At 73.7% G+C, this 21,177-nt stretch carries 14 protein-coding genes and 1 pseudogene; 5 read left to right on the plus strand and 10 right to left on the minus strand.

Going from position 1 to position 21,177, the window contains the following annotated elements; genetic code table 11:
• Positions 1–348 precede the first annotated feature (348 nt).
• Together ACGFQC_RS02460 and ACGFQC_RS02465 are read right to left on the minus strand one after the other, a co-directional pair.
• Positions 349–2,286, minus strand: coding sequence for a glycogen debranching N-terminal domain-containing protein (locus tag ACGFQC_RS02460; RefSeq protein WP_363088151.1), 1,938 nt, complete (start codon positions 2,284–2,286; stop codon positions 349–351).
• Positions 2,283–3,782, minus strand: a complete 1,500-nt coding sequence (locus ACGFQC_RS02465; RefSeq protein ID WP_363088150.1) for a hypothetical protein — start codon at positions 3,780–3,782, stop codon at positions 2,283–2,285. The genes ACGFQC_RS02460 and ACGFQC_RS02465 overlap by 4 nt, the downstream gene beginning before the upstream one ends.
• Before the next feature lie 129 nt (positions 3,783–3,911).
• Between ACGFQC_RS02465 and ACGFQC_RS02470 the strand changes: the two genes are divergently transcribed.
• Together ACGFQC_RS02470 and ppdK are read left to right on the plus strand one after the other, a co-directional pair.
• Positions 3,912–5,132 (plus strand): ROK family protein, encoded by a 1,221-nt coding sequence (locus ACGFQC_RS02470; RefSeq protein ID WP_363088149.1) that lies wholly within the window; start codon positions 3,912–3,914, stop codon positions 5,130–5,132.
• 562 nt (positions 5,133–5,694) lie between these two features.
• On the plus strand, positions 5,695–8,442 hold the full coding sequence (gene ppdK, locus ACGFQC_RS02475) for a pyruvate, phosphate dikinase (RefSeq protein WP_393287580.1): 2,748 nt from the start codon (positions 5,695–5,697) through the stop codon (positions 8,440–8,442).
• A 184-nt stretch (positions 8,443–8,626) separates the two neighbouring features.
• On the opposite strand, the gene ACGFQC_RS02480 is transcribed toward ppdK, so the two are convergent.
• Positions 8,627–9,094, minus strand: a complete 468-nt coding sequence (locus ACGFQC_RS02480) for an excalibur calcium-binding domain-containing protein (protein WP_363088147.1) — start codon at positions 9,092–9,094, stop codon at positions 8,627–8,629.
• A 173-nt stretch (positions 9,095–9,267) separates the two neighbouring features.
• Entirely contained in the window at positions 9,268–10,425 is a 1,158-nt protein-coding gene (locus ACGFQC_RS02485; RefSeq protein WP_363088146.1) for an alkaline phosphatase PhoX, read from the minus strand.
• 151 nt (positions 10,426–10,576) lie between these two features.
• On the opposite strand from ACGFQC_RS02485, the gene ACGFQC_RS02490 reads away from it, so the two are divergent.
• Positions 10,577–11,497 (plus strand): oxidoreductase, encoded by a 921-nt coding sequence (locus tag ACGFQC_RS02490; protein ID WP_363088145.1) that lies wholly within the window; start codon positions 10,577–10,579, stop codon positions 11,495–11,497.
• 96 nt (positions 11,498–11,593) lie between these two features.
• Here the strand turns inward: ACGFQC_RS02490 and nirD are convergent, their stop codons facing one another.
• Genes nirD through ACGFQC_RS02505 form a run of 3 tightly spaced genes read right to left on the minus strand, consistent with a single transcriptional unit; the run spans position 11,594 to position 15,792 of the window.
• Positions 11,594–11,947 (minus strand): nitrite reductase small subunit NirD, encoded by a 354-nt coding sequence (nirD, locus tag ACGFQC_RS02495; protein WP_363088144.1) that lies wholly within the window; start codon positions 11,945–11,947, stop codon positions 11,594–11,596.
• A complete protein-coding gene (gene nirB / locus ACGFQC_RS02500) occupies positions 11,944–14,550 on the minus strand; it encodes a nitrite reductase large subunit NirB (RefSeq protein WP_363088143.1) in 2,607 nt (868 codons plus the stop codon). The genes nirD and nirB overlap by 4 nt, the downstream gene beginning before the upstream one ends.
• The gene (locus ACGFQC_RS02505) at positions 14,551–15,792 is read right to left on the minus strand and encodes an FAD-dependent oxidoreductase (protein WP_363088142.1); all 1,242 of its coding nucleotides are present in this window, start codon (positions 15,790–15,792) and stop codon (positions 14,551–14,553) included. It abuts the gene before it with no gap.
• Between the two features lie 226 nt (positions 15,793–16,018).
• Here ACGFQC_RS02505 and ACGFQC_RS02510 point away from each other — a divergent pair, with 226 nt between their 5' ends.
• On the plus strand, positions 16,019–16,801 hold the full coding sequence (locus tag ACGFQC_RS02510) for a TSUP family transporter (protein WP_363088141.1): 783 nt from the start codon (positions 16,019–16,021) through the stop codon (positions 16,799–16,801).
• Between the two features lie 41 nt (positions 16,802–16,842).
• Here ACGFQC_RS02510 and ACGFQC_RS02515 read toward each other — a convergent pair whose 3' ends face one another.
• On the minus strand, positions 16,843–17,463 hold the full coding sequence (locus ACGFQC_RS02515) for a class F sortase (protein WP_363088140.1): 621 nt from the start codon (positions 17,461–17,463) through the stop codon (positions 16,843–16,845).
• Between the two features lie 117 nt (positions 17,464–17,580).
• Positions 17,581–18,111 carry a hypothetical protein gene (locus tag ACGFQC_RS02520; protein WP_363088139.1) on the minus strand — a complete coding sequence of 177 codons (531 nt, stop codon included), beginning with the start codon at positions 18,109–18,111 and terminating at the stop codon, positions 17,581–17,583.
• A gap of 485 nt (positions 18,112–18,596) precedes the next feature.
• Between ACGFQC_RS02520 and ACGFQC_RS02525 the strand changes: the two are divergent.
• Positions 18,597–18,692: pseudogene (locus ACGFQC_RS02525) on the plus strand (M4 family metallopeptidase); the annotation flags it as partial.
• Between the two features lie 88 nt (positions 18,693–18,780).
• Here ACGFQC_RS02525 and ACGFQC_RS02530 read toward each other — a convergent pair.
• Positions 18,781–21,015 carry a molybdopterin oxidoreductase family protein gene (locus ACGFQC_RS02530; RefSeq protein WP_363088138.1) on the minus strand — a complete coding sequence of 745 codons (2,235 nt, stop codon included), beginning with the start codon at positions 21,013–21,015 and terminating at the stop codon, positions 18,781–18,783.
• Positions 21,016–21,177 lie beyond the last annotated feature (162 nt).

Consider the following 21,177-nt stretch of genomic DNA (forward strand, 5'->3'; position numbering starts at 1 on the left):
TCCGGTGGTGGGGCCGGATCCGCCACCGTTTCGTACGGCGTGCCCGGGCCCGGCGTTCACCGGTTCCGGCCAGTGGTCGGCAAACACCGGGCGAACGCCCGGCCATGTGCGACGCCAGGGCCTGTCCGGCGGATCGAGCCGGAGGAAACCGGCGGTGCCCTGGAGCCAGGATGGGCGGGGTCCGGTGCGTCCGGCTGCAGGGCGCGGGAGGGCGTCGACGCGGTGGGGGCGCCTCCCGGCCGAAGGCCGGGGGACGTCGGCAACCGACGACGACGCCGCCGGTGGCACCCCCTTCCGGGGGAGGGCGTGCCGGACGCCGCGTCCGCGGCATGATCCGCCGGACAGGCCCTACGCTCCGCCCACCGCCGTGAGCAGGGCCAGCGGGGCCGCCGCCGCGCGGGACTCCCGCACGCACGCGTGCGGGTACGGCACCGGTTCCGCGTGGGTGTCGCGGCCGTAGCCCGCGAGCACCTCGGGCAGCCGGTGGCCGGTCGCGGTGGCCGCGTCGACCAGCCCGTGCGCGACGGTGCGGGCCTCGTCGTGCAGGCCGTAGCGGGCCAGCCCCAGGGCGATCAGCGCGTTGTCGTGCGGCCACACCGAACCGCGGTGGTACGACAGCGGGTGGTACGCCGGCTGCCCGGCCGCCAGCGTGCGCACGCCCCAGCCGGAGAAGAAGTCCGGCTCCAGCAGCCGCCGGCCGACCAGCTCGCCGTACTCCTTGTCCAGCAGCCCCGACCACAGCAGGTGGCCGGCGTCCGAGGCGAGCGCGTCGACCTGGCGGCCCTCGCCGTCCAGCGCGAGCGCCGGGAAGGAGCGCTCGTGCATCCAGAAGTCCCGCTGGAAGCGGTCGCGCAGGTCGGCGGCGGCCTGTTCGAGCAGGGCCGCGTAGGTGTCGTCCCGCCACGCCGCGCGCGCCACGGACGCGGTCCGGCGCAGCGCGTCGTACGCGTAGCCCTGGGCCCCGGCCGCCGTCACCGGGCCCGAGGGGCGGGTGCCGTCGGCCGAACAGATGGCGCCGGGGGAGTCCTTCCAGTTCTGGTTGGCGAGGCCGCCCTGGTCGGCGCGGTAGACCAGGTAGCCGCGCGAGGTGAGGCCGCCGTGGTCGAGCATCCAGCCGACGGCCGCGCGGGCGTGCGGCTCCAGCCGGCGGGCGAGGGCCGCGTCGCCGGTCTGTTCGACGTAGGCGCCGAGCAGGACGAGGAAGAGCGGGGTGGCGTCCACCGAGCCGTAGTAGCGGCGGTAGGGGACCTGGTGGAAGTGGGCGAGTTCGCCGTGCCGCACCTCGTGGACGATCTTGCCGGGCTGGGCGACCGACTCCGGGCCGGTCTCGGTGGCCTGGGCCGCGGCCAGCGCGAGGAGCGTGGCGGCGGCCGGGGCGGGCCGGTAGGGCAGTGCGAAGAGCGAGGTGAGCAGGGCGTCGCGGCCCAGCAGGGTCAGGAACCAGGGGGCACCGGCGGCCGGGACGCGCAGCTCCTCCCCGTCCGGCCCGGTCGCGGGGACCTGGAGCGCGGCCAGGTCGGCGAGGCCCCGCGCGCAGGCGGCCGCCAGTTCGGGCCAGCCGGTGGGGAAGGCCACGCCCTCCACGAACTCGCCCTCCCGCACGAGCAGTTTCGCGGTCAGCGCGGCGGGGGAGCTGGGGACGCGCAGGGCCCGCTTCTCGCCGTGCGGGCGGGCCATCACCCGCAGCGTCAGTTCGGCCGAGCCGTGCGGCTCCAGTTCCAGGGTCCACACCAGGCGGCGGGCGCCGGTGCCGGTCTCCTCCACGCCGTCCGGCGCGGGGTCGGCGGTCACCGTCGTGAGGGACCGCCACTCGCCGCGCCGGTAGTCGAACTCCACCCCGTCGTCGAGGATCCGGCGGCGGCGGACCGCACCGGTCTTGGCGTAGGTGCGGTGGTCGGAGCGGAGTTCGAACTGGTCGGTGAAGTCGGCGTCGACGGTGAGCGCCAGCCGGACCGTCAGCGGCACCGGACGGTTGCCGACCACCCGCAGCGACTCGACGAACGAGCCGTCGCCCACCGCCTGTTCGCGGAAGAGCGTGCACGACGGCGGCTCCGTGCGGCCGCCGCGCGGTACGAGCACACAGCGCGCCGCGTCCCCGTCCGCGACGGGCACGAGCACCTCGGGCACGGCCCCGTCCACGGTGAGCTGCCAGCGGCTGAGGTGGCGCGCGTCCCTGACGAACATCCCGTCGGGGGATCCGGCGCCGCGCACGCCGCTGATGTCCCCGCGGTCACCGACGGCGGCGAACGTCCCGCCGTACACGAGCAGATGATGCCGGTCCGTCATCCCCGGTCCCCTCCCTTGAACGAGCTGTCGTCCCTGACGATGTCCGTGCCGCACGGCACGCCTTCGGTGTCGTGCAGCAGGTCGAGCATGAGCGCGGCGGTCCAGCTGAAGCCGGTCGCCCCGCAGGCTTCGCCGGTGTACGGGTCGACGTACTCGGCGAAGTCCGAGGAGTCGGCGAGGTCCAGCACGGCCTCGCGCAGCGCGTCCGCGTCCGCGCGCTCGCCGTGCAGCCGCAGGCCCCGCTCGACGAGCCAGGCGGTGTTGAACCAGGCCGGCCCCCGCCAGTAGCGGTGCGGGTCGAAGGCCTCGCCGAGCAGGTCGTAGCTGGGGGCGAGACGGGTGGTGACACCTACCCCGAAGTGCGGGCCGCGCAGGGTGCGCACGAGAGCGGAGACGATCTCGCGGGGCAGCGCGGGCAGCAGCAGCGGGACCAGGCCGGCGACCCCGCGCTCCCGGATCAGGCCGTCGCCGCGCAGGTCCCGGCAGAGGAACAGACCCTCGGCGGGGTCCCACAGCCGCTCCACGAGCGCCGCCGTCAGCCGCTCCGCGCGCGCGTGCCGGGCGGTGCCGGTGGCCCCCAGCTCCCGCGCGATCCGGGCCAGCGCGTGCTCGGAGGCGATGAGCAGGGCGTTGAACGCGGGGTCCTCGACGGCGAAGGCGCCCGGCCCGGCCTCCCTCCCCCCGCCCGGCCCGGCCTCCCTCCCCCCGCCCGGCCCGGCCTCCCTCCCCCCGCCCGGCCCGTCCCGGTACCCCCCGTCCCGGTAGTCCGTCGCCAGCCGCACGTACCGCCCGTAGTCCAGGTCCGTCGGCCGGTCCTGCGGCGCCCCGTGGGCGAGGTCGGCGCGCCGGAAGGAGCGCGCCGGGGCCGGGGTGATCCGGGCGAGCGGCGCGTCCCAGGAGGGAGCGTTGTCCATCCCCTGCTCCCAGGGGTGCACGACCGACGCCAGACCGCCGCCGCCCAGGTCCCGCCGGTGCAGCAGATAGCGGTGCCAGGCGGCCAGCCGGGGGTACACCCGGGCGAGGAAGCCGCGCGCCCGGGACAGCCCGGGGTCGGCGCGGTGCACCAGCCAGGCCGCCAGCGCGTGCACCGGTGGCTGCACGATGCCGGAGGTCTGTACGGTGCGCGGGGCGCCCGCAGCGCGCCCCGCGGTCGAGGAGCGCCAGAAGTCGGGGCTCGGGAAGTACGCGTCGAGCGGTACGGAGGGGTTGAAGACGATGTGCGGGATGCGCCCGTCGCCCCACTGGGCGTCCAGCAGCGTCTCCAGCTCGGTCTGCGCCCGGCGCGGGGAGACGTGCCGCAGCCCGATCGCGACGAACGCCGAGTCCCAGGACCACTGGTGCGGGTACAGGCCGCGGGAGGGCACCGTCGAGGTTCCCGTCCAGTTGCCGTCCAGCACCTCCACGGCCCTGAGGTGCGGCGACCCGGCCGAAGTGGTCGGATCGTATACGGAGGGGTGCTCCGCGGGACGGGCGACGAGCTGGGCAGTGCGATCCACTCGGGCTCCCCGAAGAACGACGACGAGGCCACCGCCGACAGGTTCGGCAGTGGCTACCGTGGGGTTACGTCTATTTAACACGCAGAACTCAATATGTAATGCAGGATTGAGAAACACAAGGGGGTGCGCATGACCGGACAGCCCGGACGGACGGGCAGGGGTGGCGGTCAGGCCGGCGCCGGAGACCTGCTCGCGCTGGTACGCACCGGCCGGGCCACCACGCGCGGTGCCCTCCAGCAGGTCACCGGACTCTCCCGGGCCACGGTCGGACAACGCCTGGACCGCCTCTTCCGCGCGGGCTGGCTGCGCGAGGGCGCGGGCGGCCCCGTCGACTCCCCGCTGGGCGGCCGCCCCTCCATCACGCTCGAGTTCGACGACGCGCACGCCGTCGTCCTCGCCGCCGACCTCGACACCCGGCACGCGCGCGCGGCCGTGCTGTCCCTGACCGGCGAGGTCCTCGCCGAGCACGCGGGCACGCTGGCCGTCGAGGACGGTCCGGACGCCGTGCTCGGCGAGCTGGGCGGCTGGTTCGCGGAACTGCTGGAGAAGGCCGGTCACCGCGCGGAGGAGGTGTGCGGCATCGGCCTCGCCGTGCCCGGCCCGGTCGACAGCGAGACCGGCCTGGTGGTCCAGCCGCCGATCATGCCCGGCTGGGACGGCTACGACATCCGCGGCCGGCTCGCCAGGGCGTTCACGGAACGCACGGGCACCGCACCCGTCCCCGTCCTCGTCGACAACGACGCCAACCTCATGGCCTACGGCGAGCAGCGCACCGGATACCCCGACTGCTCGGCGTTCGTGCTGGTCAAGGTGTCCACCGGGATCGGCGCCGGGATCGTGGTGGGCGGCGAGATCTTCCGGGGCGCCGACGGTGGCGCCGGCGACATCGGGCACATCCGGGTGGGCTCCGAGGCGCTGTGCCGCTGCGGCTCCCACGGCTGTCTCGCGGCCGTCGCCGGCGGCGCCGCGGTGGCCCGCAGACTGGCCGGCACCGGGGTGCCCGCGTCCTCCGGCTCGGACGTGCGGGACCTGCTCGCCGCCGGGCACCCGGGCGCGGCCGCGCTGGCCCGCGAGGCCGGGCGCCAGGTCGGCGACGTGCTGGCGACCGTCGTGACACTGCTCAACCCGGGCGTGCTGATGATCGCCGGGGACCTCGCCGGCACCTCCTTCGTCACCGGTGTGCGCGAGCTGCTGTACCAGCGGGCGCTGCCCCGCTCCACGGCCCGGCTGGAGGTGGTGACCTCACGGCTGGGGGAGCGGGCGGGGCTGGTGGGGGCCGGCGCGCTGGTGGTGGAGCACCTGTACGCGCCCGCGCGGGTGGAGGAGCGCCTGCTGGCGCTGGGCGTGTGAACGGGGGCGGCCGCCGGGCGCGTGAACGGGGGCGGCCGCCGGGTGGAGGACCGCGGCCGGTGCCGGGCGCGGGCGTGTGGACGAGGACCGACGCCGGGCGGACGACCGCGGCCGTGCCGGACGGCGGGCGTGTCACGAGCACGTTTCCGTTCCGGGACGGGCCGGGTCGCGTCCGCGGGGGCGTCCGGATGGTGAAATCCGGCGGCCTGTGGAAGCGTGATTCTCGCCACCCTTGATAGGGGTAGCGCTCAGATGAGCGATGCGCGCTCGTTTGCACTTCCTCAAGGGGTGGCACTCAGTGCCACCCCTTGATCGTTCATCGATCGAAATCAAGCGTGACAGCGAGCGCTCATGTGAGCGTCAAATCGGGCGTACGGAAGGGGATGTGTTCAAGAGGTGAAAGCATCGGCCGCTCCGCGCTTGCCAAGCTTTGACTTTCGATCCGGTGGCGGACGACTGGTTACAGGCGCATGACGCACAAGTGGACGTACCCAGGTGCCTTCGATCTGGGTATGTTCCTGGCCGTCAGGGCAGCCACCGCGTCCTCGAGGAGTCGAGACCCGTGTCGGAAAACAAAGATCTCCCGGTAGCCGGAACGGCCACGAGCGTTGAGGCCGTGAAGTTCGTTTACGACTTCACCGAGGGCAACAAGAACCTCAAGGACCTTCTCGGGGGCAAGGGCGCCAACCTCGCCGAGATGACCAACCTCGGCCTGCCGGTGCCGCCCGGCTTCACCATCACCACCGAGGCCTGCAAGGTCTACCTCGACAGCGGCGAGGAACCGGCGGCACTGCGTGACGAGGTGAGTGCGCACCTCGACGCCCTGGAAGAGAAGATGGGCAAGAAGCTCGGCCAGGCCGACGACCCCCTGCTCGTCTCCGTCCGCTCCGGCGCCAAGTTCTCGATGCCCGGCATGATGGACACCGTCCTCAACATCGGCCTCTCCGACAGGTCGGTCCAGGGCCTGGCCAAGCAGGCCGGCGACGACCGCTTCGCCTGGGACTCCTACCGGCGCCTCATCCAGATGTTCGGCAAGACCGTCCTCGGCGTCGACGGCGACCTCTTCGAGGAGGCGCTGGAAGCCGCCAAGGCGGCCAAGAAGGTCACGGTCGACACCGAGCTGGAGGCCGCCGACCTCAAGAAGCTCGTCACCAGGTTCAAGAAGATCGTCAAGACCGAGGCCGGCCGGGACTTCCCGCAGGACCCGCGCGAGCAGATGGACCTCGCCATCCACGCGGTCTTCGACTCCTGGAACACCGACCGCGCCAAGCTCTACCGCCGCCAGGAGCGCATCCCGCACGACCTGGGCACCGCCGTCAACGTCTGCTCGATGGTCTTCGGCAACCTCGGCCCCGACTCCGGCACCGGCGTCGCCTTCACCCGCGACCCCGCCTCCGGCCACCAGGGCGTCTACGGCGACTACCTCCAGAACGCCCAGGGCGAGGACGTCGTCGCCGGCATCCGCAACACGGTCCCGCTCGCCGAGCTGGAGGCCATCGACAAGAAGTCGTACGACCAGCTGATGCAGATCATGGAGACGCTGGAGAACCACTACAAGGACCTCTGCGACATCGAGTTCACCATCGAGCGCGGTCAGCTGTGGATGCTCCAGACCCGGGTCGGCAAGCGTACGGCCGGCGCGGCCTTCCGCATCGCCACCCAGCTCGTCGACCAGGGCCTCATCGACGAGACCGAGGCCCTCCAGCGGGTCAACGGCGCCCAGCTCGCCCAGCTGATGTTCCCCCGCTTCGACGAGCAGGCCAAGACCGCGCAGGTCGGCCGCGGCATCGCCGCCTCCCCGGGCGCCGCGGTCGGCAAGGCGGTCTTCGACTCCTACACCGCCGTCAAGTGGTCCCGCTCGGGCGAGAAGGTCATCCTGGTCCGCCGCGAGACCAACCCCGACGACCTCGACGGCATGATCGCGGCGGAGGGCATCCTCACCTCGCGCGGCGGCAAGACCTCGCACGCCGCGGTCGTCGCCCGCGGCATGGGCAAGACCTGTGTCTGCGGCGCGGAGGAGCTGGAGGTCGACACCAAGCGCCGCCGGATGACGGTGCCCGGCGGGCACGTCGTCGAGGAGGGCGACCTGATCTCGATCGACGGCTCGTCCGGGAAGGTCTACCTCGGCGAGGTCCCGGTGGTCCCCTCCCCCGTCGTGGAGTACTTCGAGGGCCGCATGCACGCCGGCGCCAACGACGCCGACGAGCTGGTCGAGGCCGTGCACCGGATCATGGCGTTCGCCGACCGCAAGCGCCGCCTGCGGGTCCGCGCCAACGCCGACAACGCCGAGGACGCGCTGCGTGCCCGCCGGTTCGGCGCCCAGGGCATCGGCCTGTGCCGCACCGAGCACATGTTCCTCGGCGACCGCCGCGAGCTGGTCGAGCGCCTGATCCTCGCGGACACGGAGACCGAGCGCGAGGACTCGCTGAAGGCGCTCCTGCCGCTCCAGAAGAAGGACTTCGTGGAGCTGTTCTCGGCGATGGACGGCCTGCCCGTCACCATCCGCCTCCTCGACCCGCCGCTGCACGAGTTCCTCCCCGACATCACCGAGCTGTCGGTGCGCGTGGCCCTCGCGGAGTCCCGCCAGGAGCCCCACGAGAACGAACTGCGCCTGCTCCAGGCGGTCCACCGCCTCCACGAGCAGAACCCGATGCTGGGCCTGCGCGGCGTACGCCTCGGCCTGGTCATCCCCGGCCTGTTCACCATGCAGGTCCGCGCCATCGCCGAGGCCGCGGCCGAGCGCAAGAACGCCAAGGGCGACCCGCGGGCCGAGATCATGATCCCGCTCGTCGGCACCGTCCAGGAGCTGGAGATCGTCCGCGAGGAGGCCGACCAGGTCGTCGCCGAGGTCGAGGCGGCGACGGGCGTGTCGCTGAAGCTGTCGATCGGCACGATGATCGAGCTGCCGCGCGCCGCGCTGACCGCCGGTCAGATCGCGGAGGCGGCGGAGTTCTTCTCCTTCGGCACGAACGACCTCACCCAGACCGTGTGGGGCTTCAGCCGCGACGACGTCGAGGCCTCCTTCTTCACCGCCTACCTGGAGAAGGGCATCTTCGGGGTCTCCCCCTTCGAGACCATCGACAAGGACGGCGTCGGCTCCCTCGTGAAGGCCGCCGCCGAGGCCGGCCGCGCGACCCGCCCCGACCTGAAGCTCGGCGTCTGCGGCGAGCACGGCGGCGACCCGGAGTCCGTGCACTTCTTCCACGAGGTCGGCCTCGACTACGTGTCCTGCTCCCCCTTCCGCATCCCGGTCGCCCGCCTCGAGGCGGGCCGGGCGGCCACCCAGTCGGAGGGCAGCGACCACCGCTGAGCCGGGGGGTGGGGGACGGTCCCCCGACGGTCCGTCCCCCACCCCTCTCCACACCCGGAGCCGCCGCGGTCCCCGACCCTCAGCACCGATCGCGGCGGCTCCGGCGCACCGAGAGAGGGCGGCACCCTGTGCGGGGGTGCCGCCCTCTCGTGTCGTTCTCGGCCTGCGCGGCCCCGCGCGGTCCCTACTCGCAGCCCGTCCCGTCGCCGTCCCGGTCCAGGTGCCTGCCGTAGCCCGGGTCGCCCGCGTGGACGGGGGCCGCGCCCGCGGCCCGGGCCTCGGTGCAGTTGGCGTAGTAGGCGGTGCCGGAGCCGTCCGAGCCGCCGGAACCGCTGTCGCCGGAGCCGCTGTCGTCGTTCGCCGCCGCCTCCGCCGTGACCGTCTTGGTCACCCTCACCGTCTCCGTCGCGGTCACCGTCTCCGTCGGCGCCGGGGCGGCCTTCGCGGTGGCGGTGGCCGTCGCCGTCGCCGTTGTCGTCACCGTGACCGTCGGCCGGGGCTTGGCGGACAGGGGTTCCGCGTCCGTCGTGGAGTCCTCACCGCTGCTGCCCATGCCGACCCCGATGAACAGGGCGAGGGCGAGCGCGGGCAGGACGTAGCGCTTGCGGGCCCATCTCGGTGCGGGCCGGGTGGTGGTGTACGGGTTGCTCATGTCGTCCCCCTGAGACGCTGGTGCCAGGGGGACGACCGTAGGGCGCCGGGACGGAGCGTGAAGGCTTCGTGGCTGATCCGTGATGAAGATGTGTGAGGCATCCGTCCGGGTGGGCGGGCCCGCGGGCTCAGGGAGCGGGCGTCCGGCCGGTGGGGACGGTGCCCACGACGGGGTCAGGCCCGGAACGGCCCCTTCACCTCGTACGTGATGCCGCCGGAGGAGCTGCCCGAGGTGCCGCGCTGGCTGGAGAAGTACAGGCGGGTGCCGTCGGGGGAGAAGGCCGGGCCGGTGATCTCCGAGCCCGACTGGCCCTCGACGCGCAGGAACGGGGCGACCACGTCGGCCGGGGTGATCACGCAGATCTCCATGGTGCCGCCGTCCTCCGCGACGAACAGGTCGCCGGAGGCGGAGCCGGTGATGTTGTCGACCCCGGTGAGCGGGGCCGTGCCGGAGACCAGGGAGTCGTCGTAGGCCAGCTGGTAGGTGTTGTTCGCCAGGTCGAGCTGCCAGACCCGGTTGTCGCCCTTCGTGGTGAACCAGACGGTGTCGTCCGCGTAGTGGCAGCCCTCGCCGCCGTTGAAGGACTTGGCGCCGGACACCTGGGTGCGGGTGGTGGTGGGGGAGCCGTCCGGGTCGGGGACGTCCGCCCAGGTGAAGGAGCCGGACGTGGCGCTGCCGGCGACCATCACCTGGAGCGTGCCGGACGCCAGGCTGCCCCAGGTCGTCGGCACGAAGCGGTAGAAGCGGCCGTTCGTCTCGTCCTCGGTCAGGTAGACCACCTCGCGTACCGGGTCGGCGGCGGCCGCCTCGTGCTTGAAGCGGCCCATCGCCGGCCGTCGCACGGCCGCGTCCACGCCCCACGGGTCCGTCTCGTAGACGTAGCCCAGCGACACCTCCTCGCACGACAGCCAGGTGTTCCACGGGGTCTTCCCGCCCGCGCAGTTCTGCCGCGTGCCGGACAGGATGCGGTACGCGCCGGTCACCGCGCCCGTCGAGGAGAACCGCACCGCGCTCGCCCCGCCGGACGGATTGATCTCCGAGTTGGAGACGTAGATCCAGCCGGTGCCATCGGCGTAACAGGCGCCCCCGTCAGGGGCGTTGTGCCACGTGTACGACGTGCCGGGCACCGTCTGCCCGGAGCGGGCGATCACCCGGCTGGTGAAGCCGCTCGGAAGCCTGATGCCGTTGGCGTCCGGCGAGCCGAGCGCCCCGTACGGGCTCGTGCCGGGCTGTGCCGGCGCGGCGTACGCGGCGCCGCGCCACAGGGTTCCGCCGAGCACGGCGGAGGACCCGCCGAGGACGGCCGCACGCAGGAGGGTACGACGTTCCACGCTCACTCCCAAGGGGTGTCGTGACACCCCGCGGCCGGCCGGCCGCGGGGTCGTGCGGTCAGGGAGACTACGAGCGCGGGGTGACTGTGTCGTGGACACGCTGTGACGGGGAGATGCCTAGGCTGGGGACAGCAGCGGAGGGAGCACGGCCATGAACGGCTGGAACACGCACGACATCCCCGACCAGAGCGGCCGCACCGCCGTCGTCACCGGCGCCAACGGCGGGCTCGGCTACGTCACCGCGCGCGAGCTGGCCCGGAAGGGGGCGAGGGTCGTCCTCGCCTGCCGCAGCGAGACCCGGGGGCGGGCGGCCGTGGCCCGCCTGACCGGTGAAGTGCCGGGAGCGGAGGTGGAGTTGGGGCGGCTGGACCTCGGTGACCTCGCCTCCGTCCGGGAGTTCGCCCGGCCGTACGCCCGGCTCGACCTGCTGGTCAACAACGCGGGCGTGATGGCGATGCCGTACGGCACGACCGCCGACGGGTTCGAGACGCAGTTCGGCGTGAACCACCTCGGCCACTTCGCCCTCACCGGACTGCTCATGCCCGGGCTGCTCGTCGCACCCCGGGCCCGCGTGGTGACCGTCTCCAGCATGGCCCACCTGCTCGGCACCATCGATCCCGGAGACCTCAACAGCGAACGGAAATACCGGCGTTGGATCGCCTACGGCCGTTCCAAGACCGCCAACCTGCTGTTCACGCACGAGCTGGCGCGCCGGCTGGAGGCGTCCGGCGCGCAGGTGACCGCGGCGGCCGCGCATCCCGGATACGCGGCGACCGGCCTCCAGACGGCCGGACCGCGGGCGCGGGGCAGCCGGGCGGCCGAGCGGCTGATGTCCGCCGGCAACCGCGTCTTCGCCCAGTCCGCCGAGGCGGGCGCCCTGCCCGTCCTGTACGCCGCGACCGCGCCGGACGTGCGCCCCGACTCCTTCACCGGCCCGTCCCTGGCGATGTGGCGAGGGGCTCCCGCGCCCTCGTGGCGGGCGCCCTGGACCCTCGACGACCGGGCGGGCCGCCGCCTGTGGACGGAGTCGGAACGGCTGACCGGAGTGTCGTACGACAGCCTCGACGGCTGACCGGGCACCCGCGCCGACTTCCGCGCGGACGCCCGGTCAGCCGGTCGCCCGGTCAGTTTGCGAGGCCGGTCGACCGGGCGCTCGGCCGACCGGACCTCAGCCCGCCGCCCGCACCTCGTACGTCGTGATGCGGACCGCGTCGTCGTCCAGGCACTGCCCGCTGCGCAGGTCGAAGCGCTGCTTGAGCAGGGGTGAGGCGACGAACGGCCGCCCCTGCGCCGAGCCGGTCAGGCCGCGGGAGAGGACCGCCGCGCCGCTGAACGGGTCGCGGTTGTCCACCGCGTACAGCTCCCCCGCCCGGTCCCGGAACAGGGCCGCCTGGCGGCCGTCCGGCAGGAGCGCCGCCACGCCGCGGCCGGGGACCAGCAGGCTCAGGTCGCAGACCGTGAACCAGTCCTCGCCGAGCTGGAGCTGCACCTTCAGGTCGGTCGTCTCGAGTGCCAGGGTCATCGCTGGGCGCTCCCTTCCAGGGGACGGTGGCCGATGGAGAGCAGCGGCAGATCGGGCTTGATCTGGTCGCGCTCGGGGACGAAGCCGACGACCGGGTCAGGGGTGTCCGGCGCGTTGACGAAGGACACGAACCGGGCCAGCTTCTCGGGGTCGTTGATGGTGGTCGCCCACTCGTCGGCGTAGTTGGCCACGTGCGCGGCCATCAGGGACTCCAGCTCCTCGCAGATGCCGAGGGAGTCCTCCACGACCACGTCCCGCACGTGGTCCAGGCCGCCGGGGATGCGCTCCAGCCAGGTCGAGGTGCGCTCCAGCCGGTCGGCGGTGCGGATGTAGAACATCAGGAACCGGTCGATCAGACGGATCAGTTCGGCGTCGGTGAGGTCCTGGGCGAGGAGGTCGGCGTGGCGCGGGGTGGCGCCGCCGTTGCCGCCGACGTACAGGTTCCAGCCGTTGGAGGTGGCGATGATGCCGAAGTCCTTCGACTGGGCCTCGGCGCACTCGCGTGCGCAGCCGGAGACGGCGGACTTCAGCTTGTGCGGGGAACGCAGGCCCCGGTAGCGCAGCTCCAGGTCGATCGCCATGCGGACGGAGTCCTGGACGCCGTAGCGGCACCAGGTCTGGCCGACGCAGGACTTCACGGTGCGCAGGGACTTGCCGTAGGCGTGGCCCGACTCGAAGCCGGCGTCGACCAGGCGGGCCCAGATCAGGGGGAGCTGTTCCACGCGGGCGCCGAACATGTCGATCCGCTGACCGCCGGTGATCTTCGTGTAGAGACCGAAGTCGCGGGCGATCTCGCCGATGACGATCAGGCCCTCGGGGGTCACCTCACCGCCGGGGATGCGCGGCACCACCGAGTAGGAGCCGTTCTTCTGGAGGTTGGCGAGGAAGTGGTCGTTGGTCTCCTGCAGCGCCGCCTGCTCGCCGTCCAGGACGTAGCCGCTCGCGCCGATCACGGGGGCGAGGGAGGCGATGATCGAGCCGATCGCGGGCTTGCAGACGTCGCAGCCGTCGCCGCCCCGCGCGCCGTCGCGGCCGTAGCGGTCGAGCAGGTCCTGATAGGTGTTGACGCGCAGGGCGAAGACGATCTCGTACAGCTCCTCGCGGGTCTGCGCGAAGCAGCCGCACAGGCCCTTGTCGACCTCGACGCCGCTCGCCTCCAGCTCGGCGGTGACGAGCTGGCCGAGGACCTTGACGCAACTGCCGCAGCCGGTACCGGCCTTGGTGCACTTCTTCACCTCGGGCACGGTGGTGCAGTGGTGCTCGGTGACCGCGTCGCGGATGGTGCCCTTGGTGACGTTGTGGCAGGAGCAGATCACCGCGTCGTCGGGGAGCGCGGACGGGCCGAGCCGCTCGCCGCCGCCGGCCCCGGCGGGCAGGACCAGCGACTCGGGGGAGATCGGCGGGACGGAGCCGGTGAGGGCGCGCAGGGTGCCGTAGGCGTCGGCGTCGCCGATCAGGATGCCGCCCAGCAGGGTGCCGTCGCGGCCGATGACCAGCTTCTTGTACAGGCCCGAGCGGGAGTCGGAGTACACGACGTCCAGGCAGTCCTCGGCGGTGCCGTGCGCGTCGCCGAAGGAGGCCACGTCGACGCCGAGCAGCTTCAGCTTGGTGGAGAGGTCGGCGCCGGTGAACGACTTCTGCTCGCCCTCGTCGGCGGCGATGGCCGCGGCCGCCGTCTCGGCCTGCTCGTAACCGGGGGCGACCAGGCCGTACACCCGGCCGTCGGCGGCCAGCGCGCACTCGCCGATCGCGAAGACGTGCGGGTCGGCGACGGTGCGGCACCGCTCGTCGACGGCGATGCCGCCGCGCTCGCCGACCGTGAGGCCGCAGGCGCGGGCCAGCTGGTCGCGGGGGCGGACACCGGCGCTGAACACCACCAGGTCGGTGGCCAGTTCGGAGCCGTCGGACAGCTTCATGCCGGTGACGGCACCGGAGGCGTCCGTCACGATCTCCTGGGTGCCGACGCCCGTGTGGACGCTCAGCCCCATCTCCTCGATGGTGCGCAGCAGGGCCGCGCCGCCTCCCTCGTCGACCTGCACCGGCATCAGGCGCGGCGCGAACTCCACGATGTGGGAGGTGAGTCCGAGGCCCTGCAGCGCGCCCGCGGCCTCCAGGCCGAGCAGACCGCCGCCGACCACCGCGCCCGTCGTGGCCCGCGACCTCGCGTACTCCTCGATGGCGAGGAGGTCCTCGATCGTGCGGTAGACGAAGCAGCCCTCGGCGTCCTTGTTCGGGACCGGCGGCACGAACGGGTAGGAGCCGGTGGCCAGCACCAGCACGTCGTAGTCGACGACCAGGCCCGAACGGGCGGTCACCCTGCGGGCGTCGCGGTCGACGCTCTCCGCCGGGTCGCCGACGTGCAGCTCGATGCCGTGGGCCTCGATGAACCCCATGTCGGTCAGGGAGAGGTCCTCGGGCGTCTTCCCCGAGAAGTACGAGGTGAGCTGGACGCGGTCGTACGCGGGGCGCGGCTCCTCGCACAGCACGACCACGCGGTGCGTGGCGGTCAGGCCGCGGTCGGCGAGCGCCTCGAGGAAGCGCTGTCCGACCATGCCGTGGCCGACGAGGACGATCGTGGGGGTGGCCCCCGAAGCGGCGGTCATTCAGCAGCCTCCATCGTTGGTGAGCAGGTGGAGCAGGGGGCCGTCGTCGGGGAGCGGCTCTGCTCCCTCCCAGGCGCGGGCGAGCGCGCCGACGGTGCCGAGTTCGCCGACGAGCACGCCGCCGACCAGGCGGTCGTCGCGGACGACGACCTTGCGGTAGGTGCCGCGGGTGGCGTCGGCGAGCCGGACGACGTCGTCACCGGGCCGTGCCTCGGTCTCGCCGAACGCGGCGAGGTCGAAGGCGGTGCGGTCGAAGGCGGTGCGGCCGGGGCCGGCGTGCCCGTGGAGCGTGAGGCGGGTGAGGGAACGCGTCCCCGAGTAGCGGGCGCCGGCCGATCCGGTGAGCAGCTCGGCCAGCACGTCCGCCTGTTCCAGCGCGGGCGCGGCGAGTCCGTAGACCTCGCCCCCGTGCTGGACGCAGTCCCCGATCGCGCGGATGTGCGGGTCGGAGGTGCGCAGTTCGTCGTCGACGAGGACGCCCTTGTGGACGGCGAGTCCCGCCTCCTTGGCGAGGCCGGTGCGCGGGTGGACGCCGCAGGCCAGGACCACCAGGTCGGCGTCGAGGGCGTATCCGTCGGCCATCTCCACCGAGCGGACGGCGCCGCCGACGCAAGCCACGTCGCGGACCCGGCACTCGGTGTGCACCTCGACGCCGAGGTCCCGCAGGTGCCGCAGCACCAGCGCCGAGGCGTCGGGGTCGAGCTGGCGTTCCATGAGCCGCTCGGACTGCTGGGCGAGGACCACCTGCGCGCCGCGGACGGCGAGCGCGCGGGCGGCGGAGACCCCGAGGAGCCCGCCGCCGATGACGACGGCCCGCACGCCCGGCCGGACCGCCTTCGACAGTCCCAGGCAGTCGTCCATGGTGCGGAAGGCGTGGACGCCCTCGGGCAGTTCACGGTCCGCAGTGAACAGTCCGCGCAGCGGCGGCAGCACCGGGTTGGAGCCGGTGGCCAGCACCAGCGTGCCGTATGCGATCTGCGAGCCGTCCGCGCAGGCCAGGCTGCGCCGCTCGCGGTCGATGCCGGTCACCCGGGTCCGGACCAGTCCGGCGGGCGCGGGCAGCGCGATCACCTCGGGGGCGTACCGGCCGGCCAGCACCTCGGCGAGCAGGACCCGGTTGTAGGGCCGGTGCTCCTCCTCGCCGATCAGCAGGGCGGGCGTGCCCAGCTCACCGAGCCGGCGGACCAGGCGTACGCCCGCCAGGCCGGCTCCGATCACCACCACACGCTCGTTCGAGGTCATGACACCGAGCGTGCGGTGCGGAGGTTACCCGGCCGCATCACCGTTGTTTCCCGAGAGGAACACTGCCCTCAGCGGGGGCCGGGCCCGGATGTGAGGGTTCCCGGGGGCCGAGGGGGCCCCGTGTGAGCTTTCCCCCGCCCGGCGCGGGTGTGTGTGACCGGCCCCATCCTCAGAAGTGCCTCAGTTCGATGGACGGGCCATGTATCCGGTCCCTAGGGTCGCGATCATGCCCGACATATCACTGACCATGGTCGCCGTCCTCTGTCTCGCCGCACTCGCGGCCGGCTGGATCGACGCCGTGGTCGGCGGGGGCGGGCTCCTGCTGCTGCCGGTCCTGCTGCTGGGGCTGCCGGCCGGCACCCCGGCCGCGCACGCGCTCGGCACCAACAAGGCGGTCGCGATCGTCGGCACCTCCGGCGCGGCGGTGACGTACGCCCGCAAGGCGCCGGTCGACGTGGGGGTGGCCGTGCGGATCGGGCTCGCCGCGCTCGCCGGGTCCTCCGGGGGCGCCTTCCTCGCGGCCGGGATGAGCACGGAGGTCCTCAAGCCGGTGATCATGGTGGTGCTGCTCGGCGTCGCCGCCTTCGTGATCCTGCGCCCGGCCTTCGGCACCGCCCCCGCCACCGGTCCGGCCGGCCCGCGCCGCGTCCTCGCCGCGATCGGCCTCGCGGGTCTCGGCATCGGTTTCTACGACGGCCTCGTCGGCCCCGGCACCGGCACCTTCCTCGTCCTCGCCCTGACCGCCGTCCTCCACCTCGACCTGGTCACCGCCTCCGCCACCGCCAAGATCGTCAACTGCTGCACCAACGCGGGCGCCCTGGCCACGTTCGCCTGGCAGGGCGCGGTCCTGTGGCAACTGGCGCTCCCGATGGCCGCCTTCAACCTCGTGGGCGGCATGCTCGGCGCCCACACCGCCCTGAAGAAGGGCAGCGGCTTCGTCCGGATCGTGCTGCTGACGGTGGTCTTCGCGCTGGTGGCGAACCTGGCGTACGAGCAGTGGGTGGCGTAGGGAGGGGTGGTGGCAGGAGCGACGGCCCGTGTCCCGGGCCGTCACCGGCTCCCCGTCAGGTGCGCGAACACCACCACGTTCCCCCGGTAGCCGGTCGCCCGCGAGTATCCGCCGCCGCAGGTGATCACCCGCAGCTCGGGCCGCGCCGCCGCCCCGTAGACCTTCTCGTCGGGGAAGTCGCGGGCGTCGTACACCTCGACCGCGTCGACGGTGAACACCGCGACCCCGCCGTCGCGCCGGTCCACCTCGATCGTGGCGCCCCTGCGCAGGGCACCGAGGTCGTAGAAGACGGCCGGGCCGTCCGCGTTGTCGACGTGCCCGGCGACGATCGCGGTGCCCCTCTCGCCGGGGGTGGTGCCGGACTCGTACCAGCCGGCGAGGTTCTTGCGCGCGGCCGGCGGCACGTCGAGGCTGCCGGACTCCGTCAGGCCGAGGCCCACGAGAGGGGCGTCGACCCGGATCGACGGGATGCGGACGCGGTCGGGCGGGGACGGCGGCAGCGCGGGCGCGGACCGCGGGTCGACGCCGCCCGGACGGGCCTCGGCGGCCGGCGGCTGCGGCGGGGCGGGCGTCCCGGCGCCGCCGTGCAGCAGCCAGACCCCCGAGCAGAGGGCGACCGCGGTCACGGCGGCTATGACGGTGTCGCCGACGGCTCTGCGCATGCGTTGAGCTCCCCTCTCCCTGACGGAACCCCGTGCCCCCTCCGGGCCGCGAGGGGCGTCGGACCCGGAGGGGGCGGGGACATGCGGTACCGGCGGACGGACAGCGGAGGGTGTCCGTCAGATCCCGTCGCCTCTCGCCCGGCGATGCAGGAGCCAGGTACCGCCCGCGGCGGCGACGGCGAGAGCCGTCACCCCGGCCGCGGTCTGCACGGGATCGGGGCCCAGAGCGCCGCCGACCCCCGTCTTCACACTTCCGCGCGGATACACCTGCTCCCGCGCGGAACTCAGCACGACCACCAGGTCCCCGGTGACCCTGCGCCCGTCCTCGGCGCACTGCGCGACGATCTCGTACGTCCCCGGATGCGCGCTCGGCGGCACCTGGAACTGCCCGATCGCCTGACCGTCGTGGCTGCTCGGCGCGAGCGTGAAGGGGCCGGCGCCGACCGCGCCGGCGTCGCCCGCGGCCGCCCCGGGGTCGCCGCAGGCGGCCGTGTTCACGGTGACCCGGCCGCCCGGCACGGCGGTGGAGGGGTACACGTCCAGGCTGCCGCTTTTGGAGGCGGCGGCCTGGACGGGCGCGGCGAGCCCGGCCGCGGTGGCCGCGGTGAACGCGGCACCGGTCAGCAGTCGGGCGGCGGTACGTCGCATCGGTGCTCCTCCGAGCTGTCGCGGGGGCGGCCCGCGACATCCCCATGTGCCGCTGCGTCAGTCGCGCCCCTGCTCCTCCGAGGTAAGTGGCAGCGACGCCGGGCCGCTTCCCGAGAAGGCGTCGGGAATGTGGTGAACGGGTGTCGGACGGCTCGGCCGCGAGGGTGCATCCCCGGCCGTTCCCGCAGGTCACCGGGGCGCGTGGAGCGACCCGCGGAAAAGCGGCCGGAGGGTGCGGGAAGAGGTGCGAACGGGTGACCCCGGGTGGGTCCGGCTGGGTCCGGGTGCCCCTGGGGGTCCGGCTGGAGCGGCGCTAACCGGGTCTGCCCTGGCAGTGACCCGGCCTCGGCGGCGACCCGGGTCTGCCTCGGCGGCGACCCGGCCGTGGCCTCACTCCGGCCGCCCGTGACGCGTTCCCCGGTTCTGCCGTAGAGGGAGAAGGGGAGTTGCGGGGTGGTCACGGAAGCGATTCTCCCCCTTACGACACGGGCACCCTCAACGCGGCCCGCGATCTCTACGGCGCCGGCAGCGCGGAACAGAACGCGGTGGCGGCGGCCTGGAGCGCGCTCAACGTCAACTGACCGATCCCGCTCCCGTTTCTGTTTTCGGGAACAACGACGGGCGGCACCTCGCGGTGGGTGCCGCCCGGCACGATCCGAACGAGAGGCCCTACCTCCCGGCGATCTCCACCCGCACCGCGCACACCTTGAACTCGGGCATCCGGGAGGTCGGGTCCAGGGCCGGGTTCGTCAGCGTGTTGGCGCGGCCCTCGCCCGGCCAGTGGAAGGGCATGAAGACGGTGTCGGGGCGGATGCCGCTGGTGATCCGGGCCGGTGCCACCGCCCGGCCCCGCCGCGATACGACGGCCAGCGGATCGCCCTCGGCCGCGCCGAGCCGCGCCGCGAGGCGGGGGTGCAGCTCCACGAACGGGCCGGGCGCGGCGGCGTTCAGCTCCTCCACGCGCCGGGTCTGGGCGCCGGACTGGTACTGGGCCACCACCCGCCCGGTGGTGAGCAGGACCGGGTACTCCGCGTCCGGTTCCTCCGCGGTGGGGCGGTGCGAGACCGGCACGAAGCGCGCCCGGCCGTCGTCCGTGGCGAACCGGTCGAGGAAGAGACGGGGCGTGCCGGGGTGGACGGTGTCGGCGTCGTCGCGCGCGGGACCCTCCGGGAACACGTCGGAACCGGTGTCCTCCCCGCCGTCGACCCCGGCCGCCGCCGCCGCCGCCGCTCCCGTTCCCGCGATACCGGCCGTCGTCGGCCTTCCGGCCGTTGCCGCTGCTCCCGCCGCCGCTTCCACCGGCGCCGGGCAGGGCCAGAAGACCCCGTTCTCCTCCGCCAGGCGCCGGTAGGTGATCCCGGAGTAGTCCGCGGGCCCGCCCGCGCTGGCCCGGCGCAGTTCGTCGAAGACCTCCTCGGGATCGGTGGGGAAACCCTTCTCCACCCCGAGCCGCGCGGCCAGTTCGTGCAGCACCTCCAGGTCGCTGCGCACCCCCTCGGGCGGAGTGATCGCCCGCTGCCGCAGCAGCACCCTGCCTTCCAGGTTGGTCGTCGTCCCGGTCTCCTCGGCCCACTGGGTGACGGGCAGCACGACGTCCGCGAGTGCGGCCGTCTCCGACAGCACCACGTCACAGACGGCCAGGAAGTCCAGGGACCTGAGGCGGTCCTCGACGTGCGCGGCACGCGGCGCGGACACCACCGGGTTGGACGCCATCAGCAGCAGCGAGCGGATGTCGGTGCCCATCGCGTCCAGCAACTCGTAGGCGCTGCGTCCCGGACCGGGCAGGCTGTCGGGGTCGACCCCCCATACCCCGGCCACGTGCCGGCGGGCCGCCGGGTCGTCCAGCTTGCGGTAGCCGGGCAACTGGTCGGCCTTCTGGCCGTGTTCGCGCCCGCCCTGCCCGTTGCCCTGGCCGGTGAGGCAGCCGTACCCGGACAGCGGGCGCCCCGCCCGGCCGGTCGCCAGGCACAGGTTGATCCACGCGCCGACCGTGTCGGTGCCCTTGGACTGCTGCTCGGGCCCGCGCGCGGTGAGCACCATCGCGGCCTCCGGTTCACAGAACATCCGCACGGTCTCCCGGAGTTGCGGAACGGACACGCCCGTGATCCGTTCCACGTGCTCCGGCCAGTGCGCCATCGCCGCCGCCCGCGCCTCCTCCCAGCCGGACGTCCGCTCCCGCACGTACTCCTCGTCGACCCGTCCCTCGGCGACGACCAGGTGCAGCAGTCCGAGCGCCAGCGCGAGATCGGTGCCGGGCCGGGGCATCAGATGCAGGTCGGCCTGCTCGGCGGTCTTCGTGCGGCGCGGGTCGACGACGATCAACGTGCCGCCGTTCTCCCGCAGTTCGCTGAAGAAGCGCAGGGCCGGCGGCATGGTCTCCGCGAGGTTGGACCCGACGAGGATCACGCAGCCGGTCCTCGGGATGTCCTCCAGCGGGAACGGCAGCCCCCGGTCCAGGCCGAAGGCCCTGATGCCGCCGGCCGCGGCGGACGACATGCAGAAGCGGCCGTTGTAGTCGATCTGCGAGGTGCCGAGCACCACCCGCGCGAACTTGCCGAGGGCGTACGCCTTCTCGTTCGTCAGTCCGCCCCCGCCGAACACCCCGAGCGCGTCGGGACCGTGCTCCGTCCGGGTCCTGCCCATCTCACCGGCGATCCGGTCGAGTGCCTCGTCCCAGCCGGCGGGCACGAGCGCGCCGCCGGAGCGCACCAGCGGCGAGGTCAGCCGCACCCGGGACGAGAGCACCGCCGGTGCCGTGCGGCCCTTGCCGCACAGCGCCCCCCGGTTCACCGGGAAGTCCGCGCGCTCGGTCACCTCGACGCCCCCCTCCGGCGTGGGCGACAGGTTCATCCCGCACTGCAGGGCGCAGTACGGGCAGTGGGTGGGCGTCGAGGTGGTCTCCATGCGGTTCAGCGTGCTTCGGCCGTGTTACGCGCCGTGCGGCGTCCTGTTACGGCGGTGTGGTGGTGCCCTCCCGACGGACGCCCGCCCGGCGTGAGGCGGCACACCCCGCGGGCAGACGGGCAGACGGGCAGACGGGCAGGGAGGCAGGGAGGCAGGGAGCGC

Source organism: Streptomyces sp. NPDC048734 (assembly GCF_043198675.1).
In the GTDB taxonomy this organism is placed as follows: Bacteria; Actinomycetota; Actinomycetes; order Streptomycetales; family Streptomycetaceae; genus Streptomyces.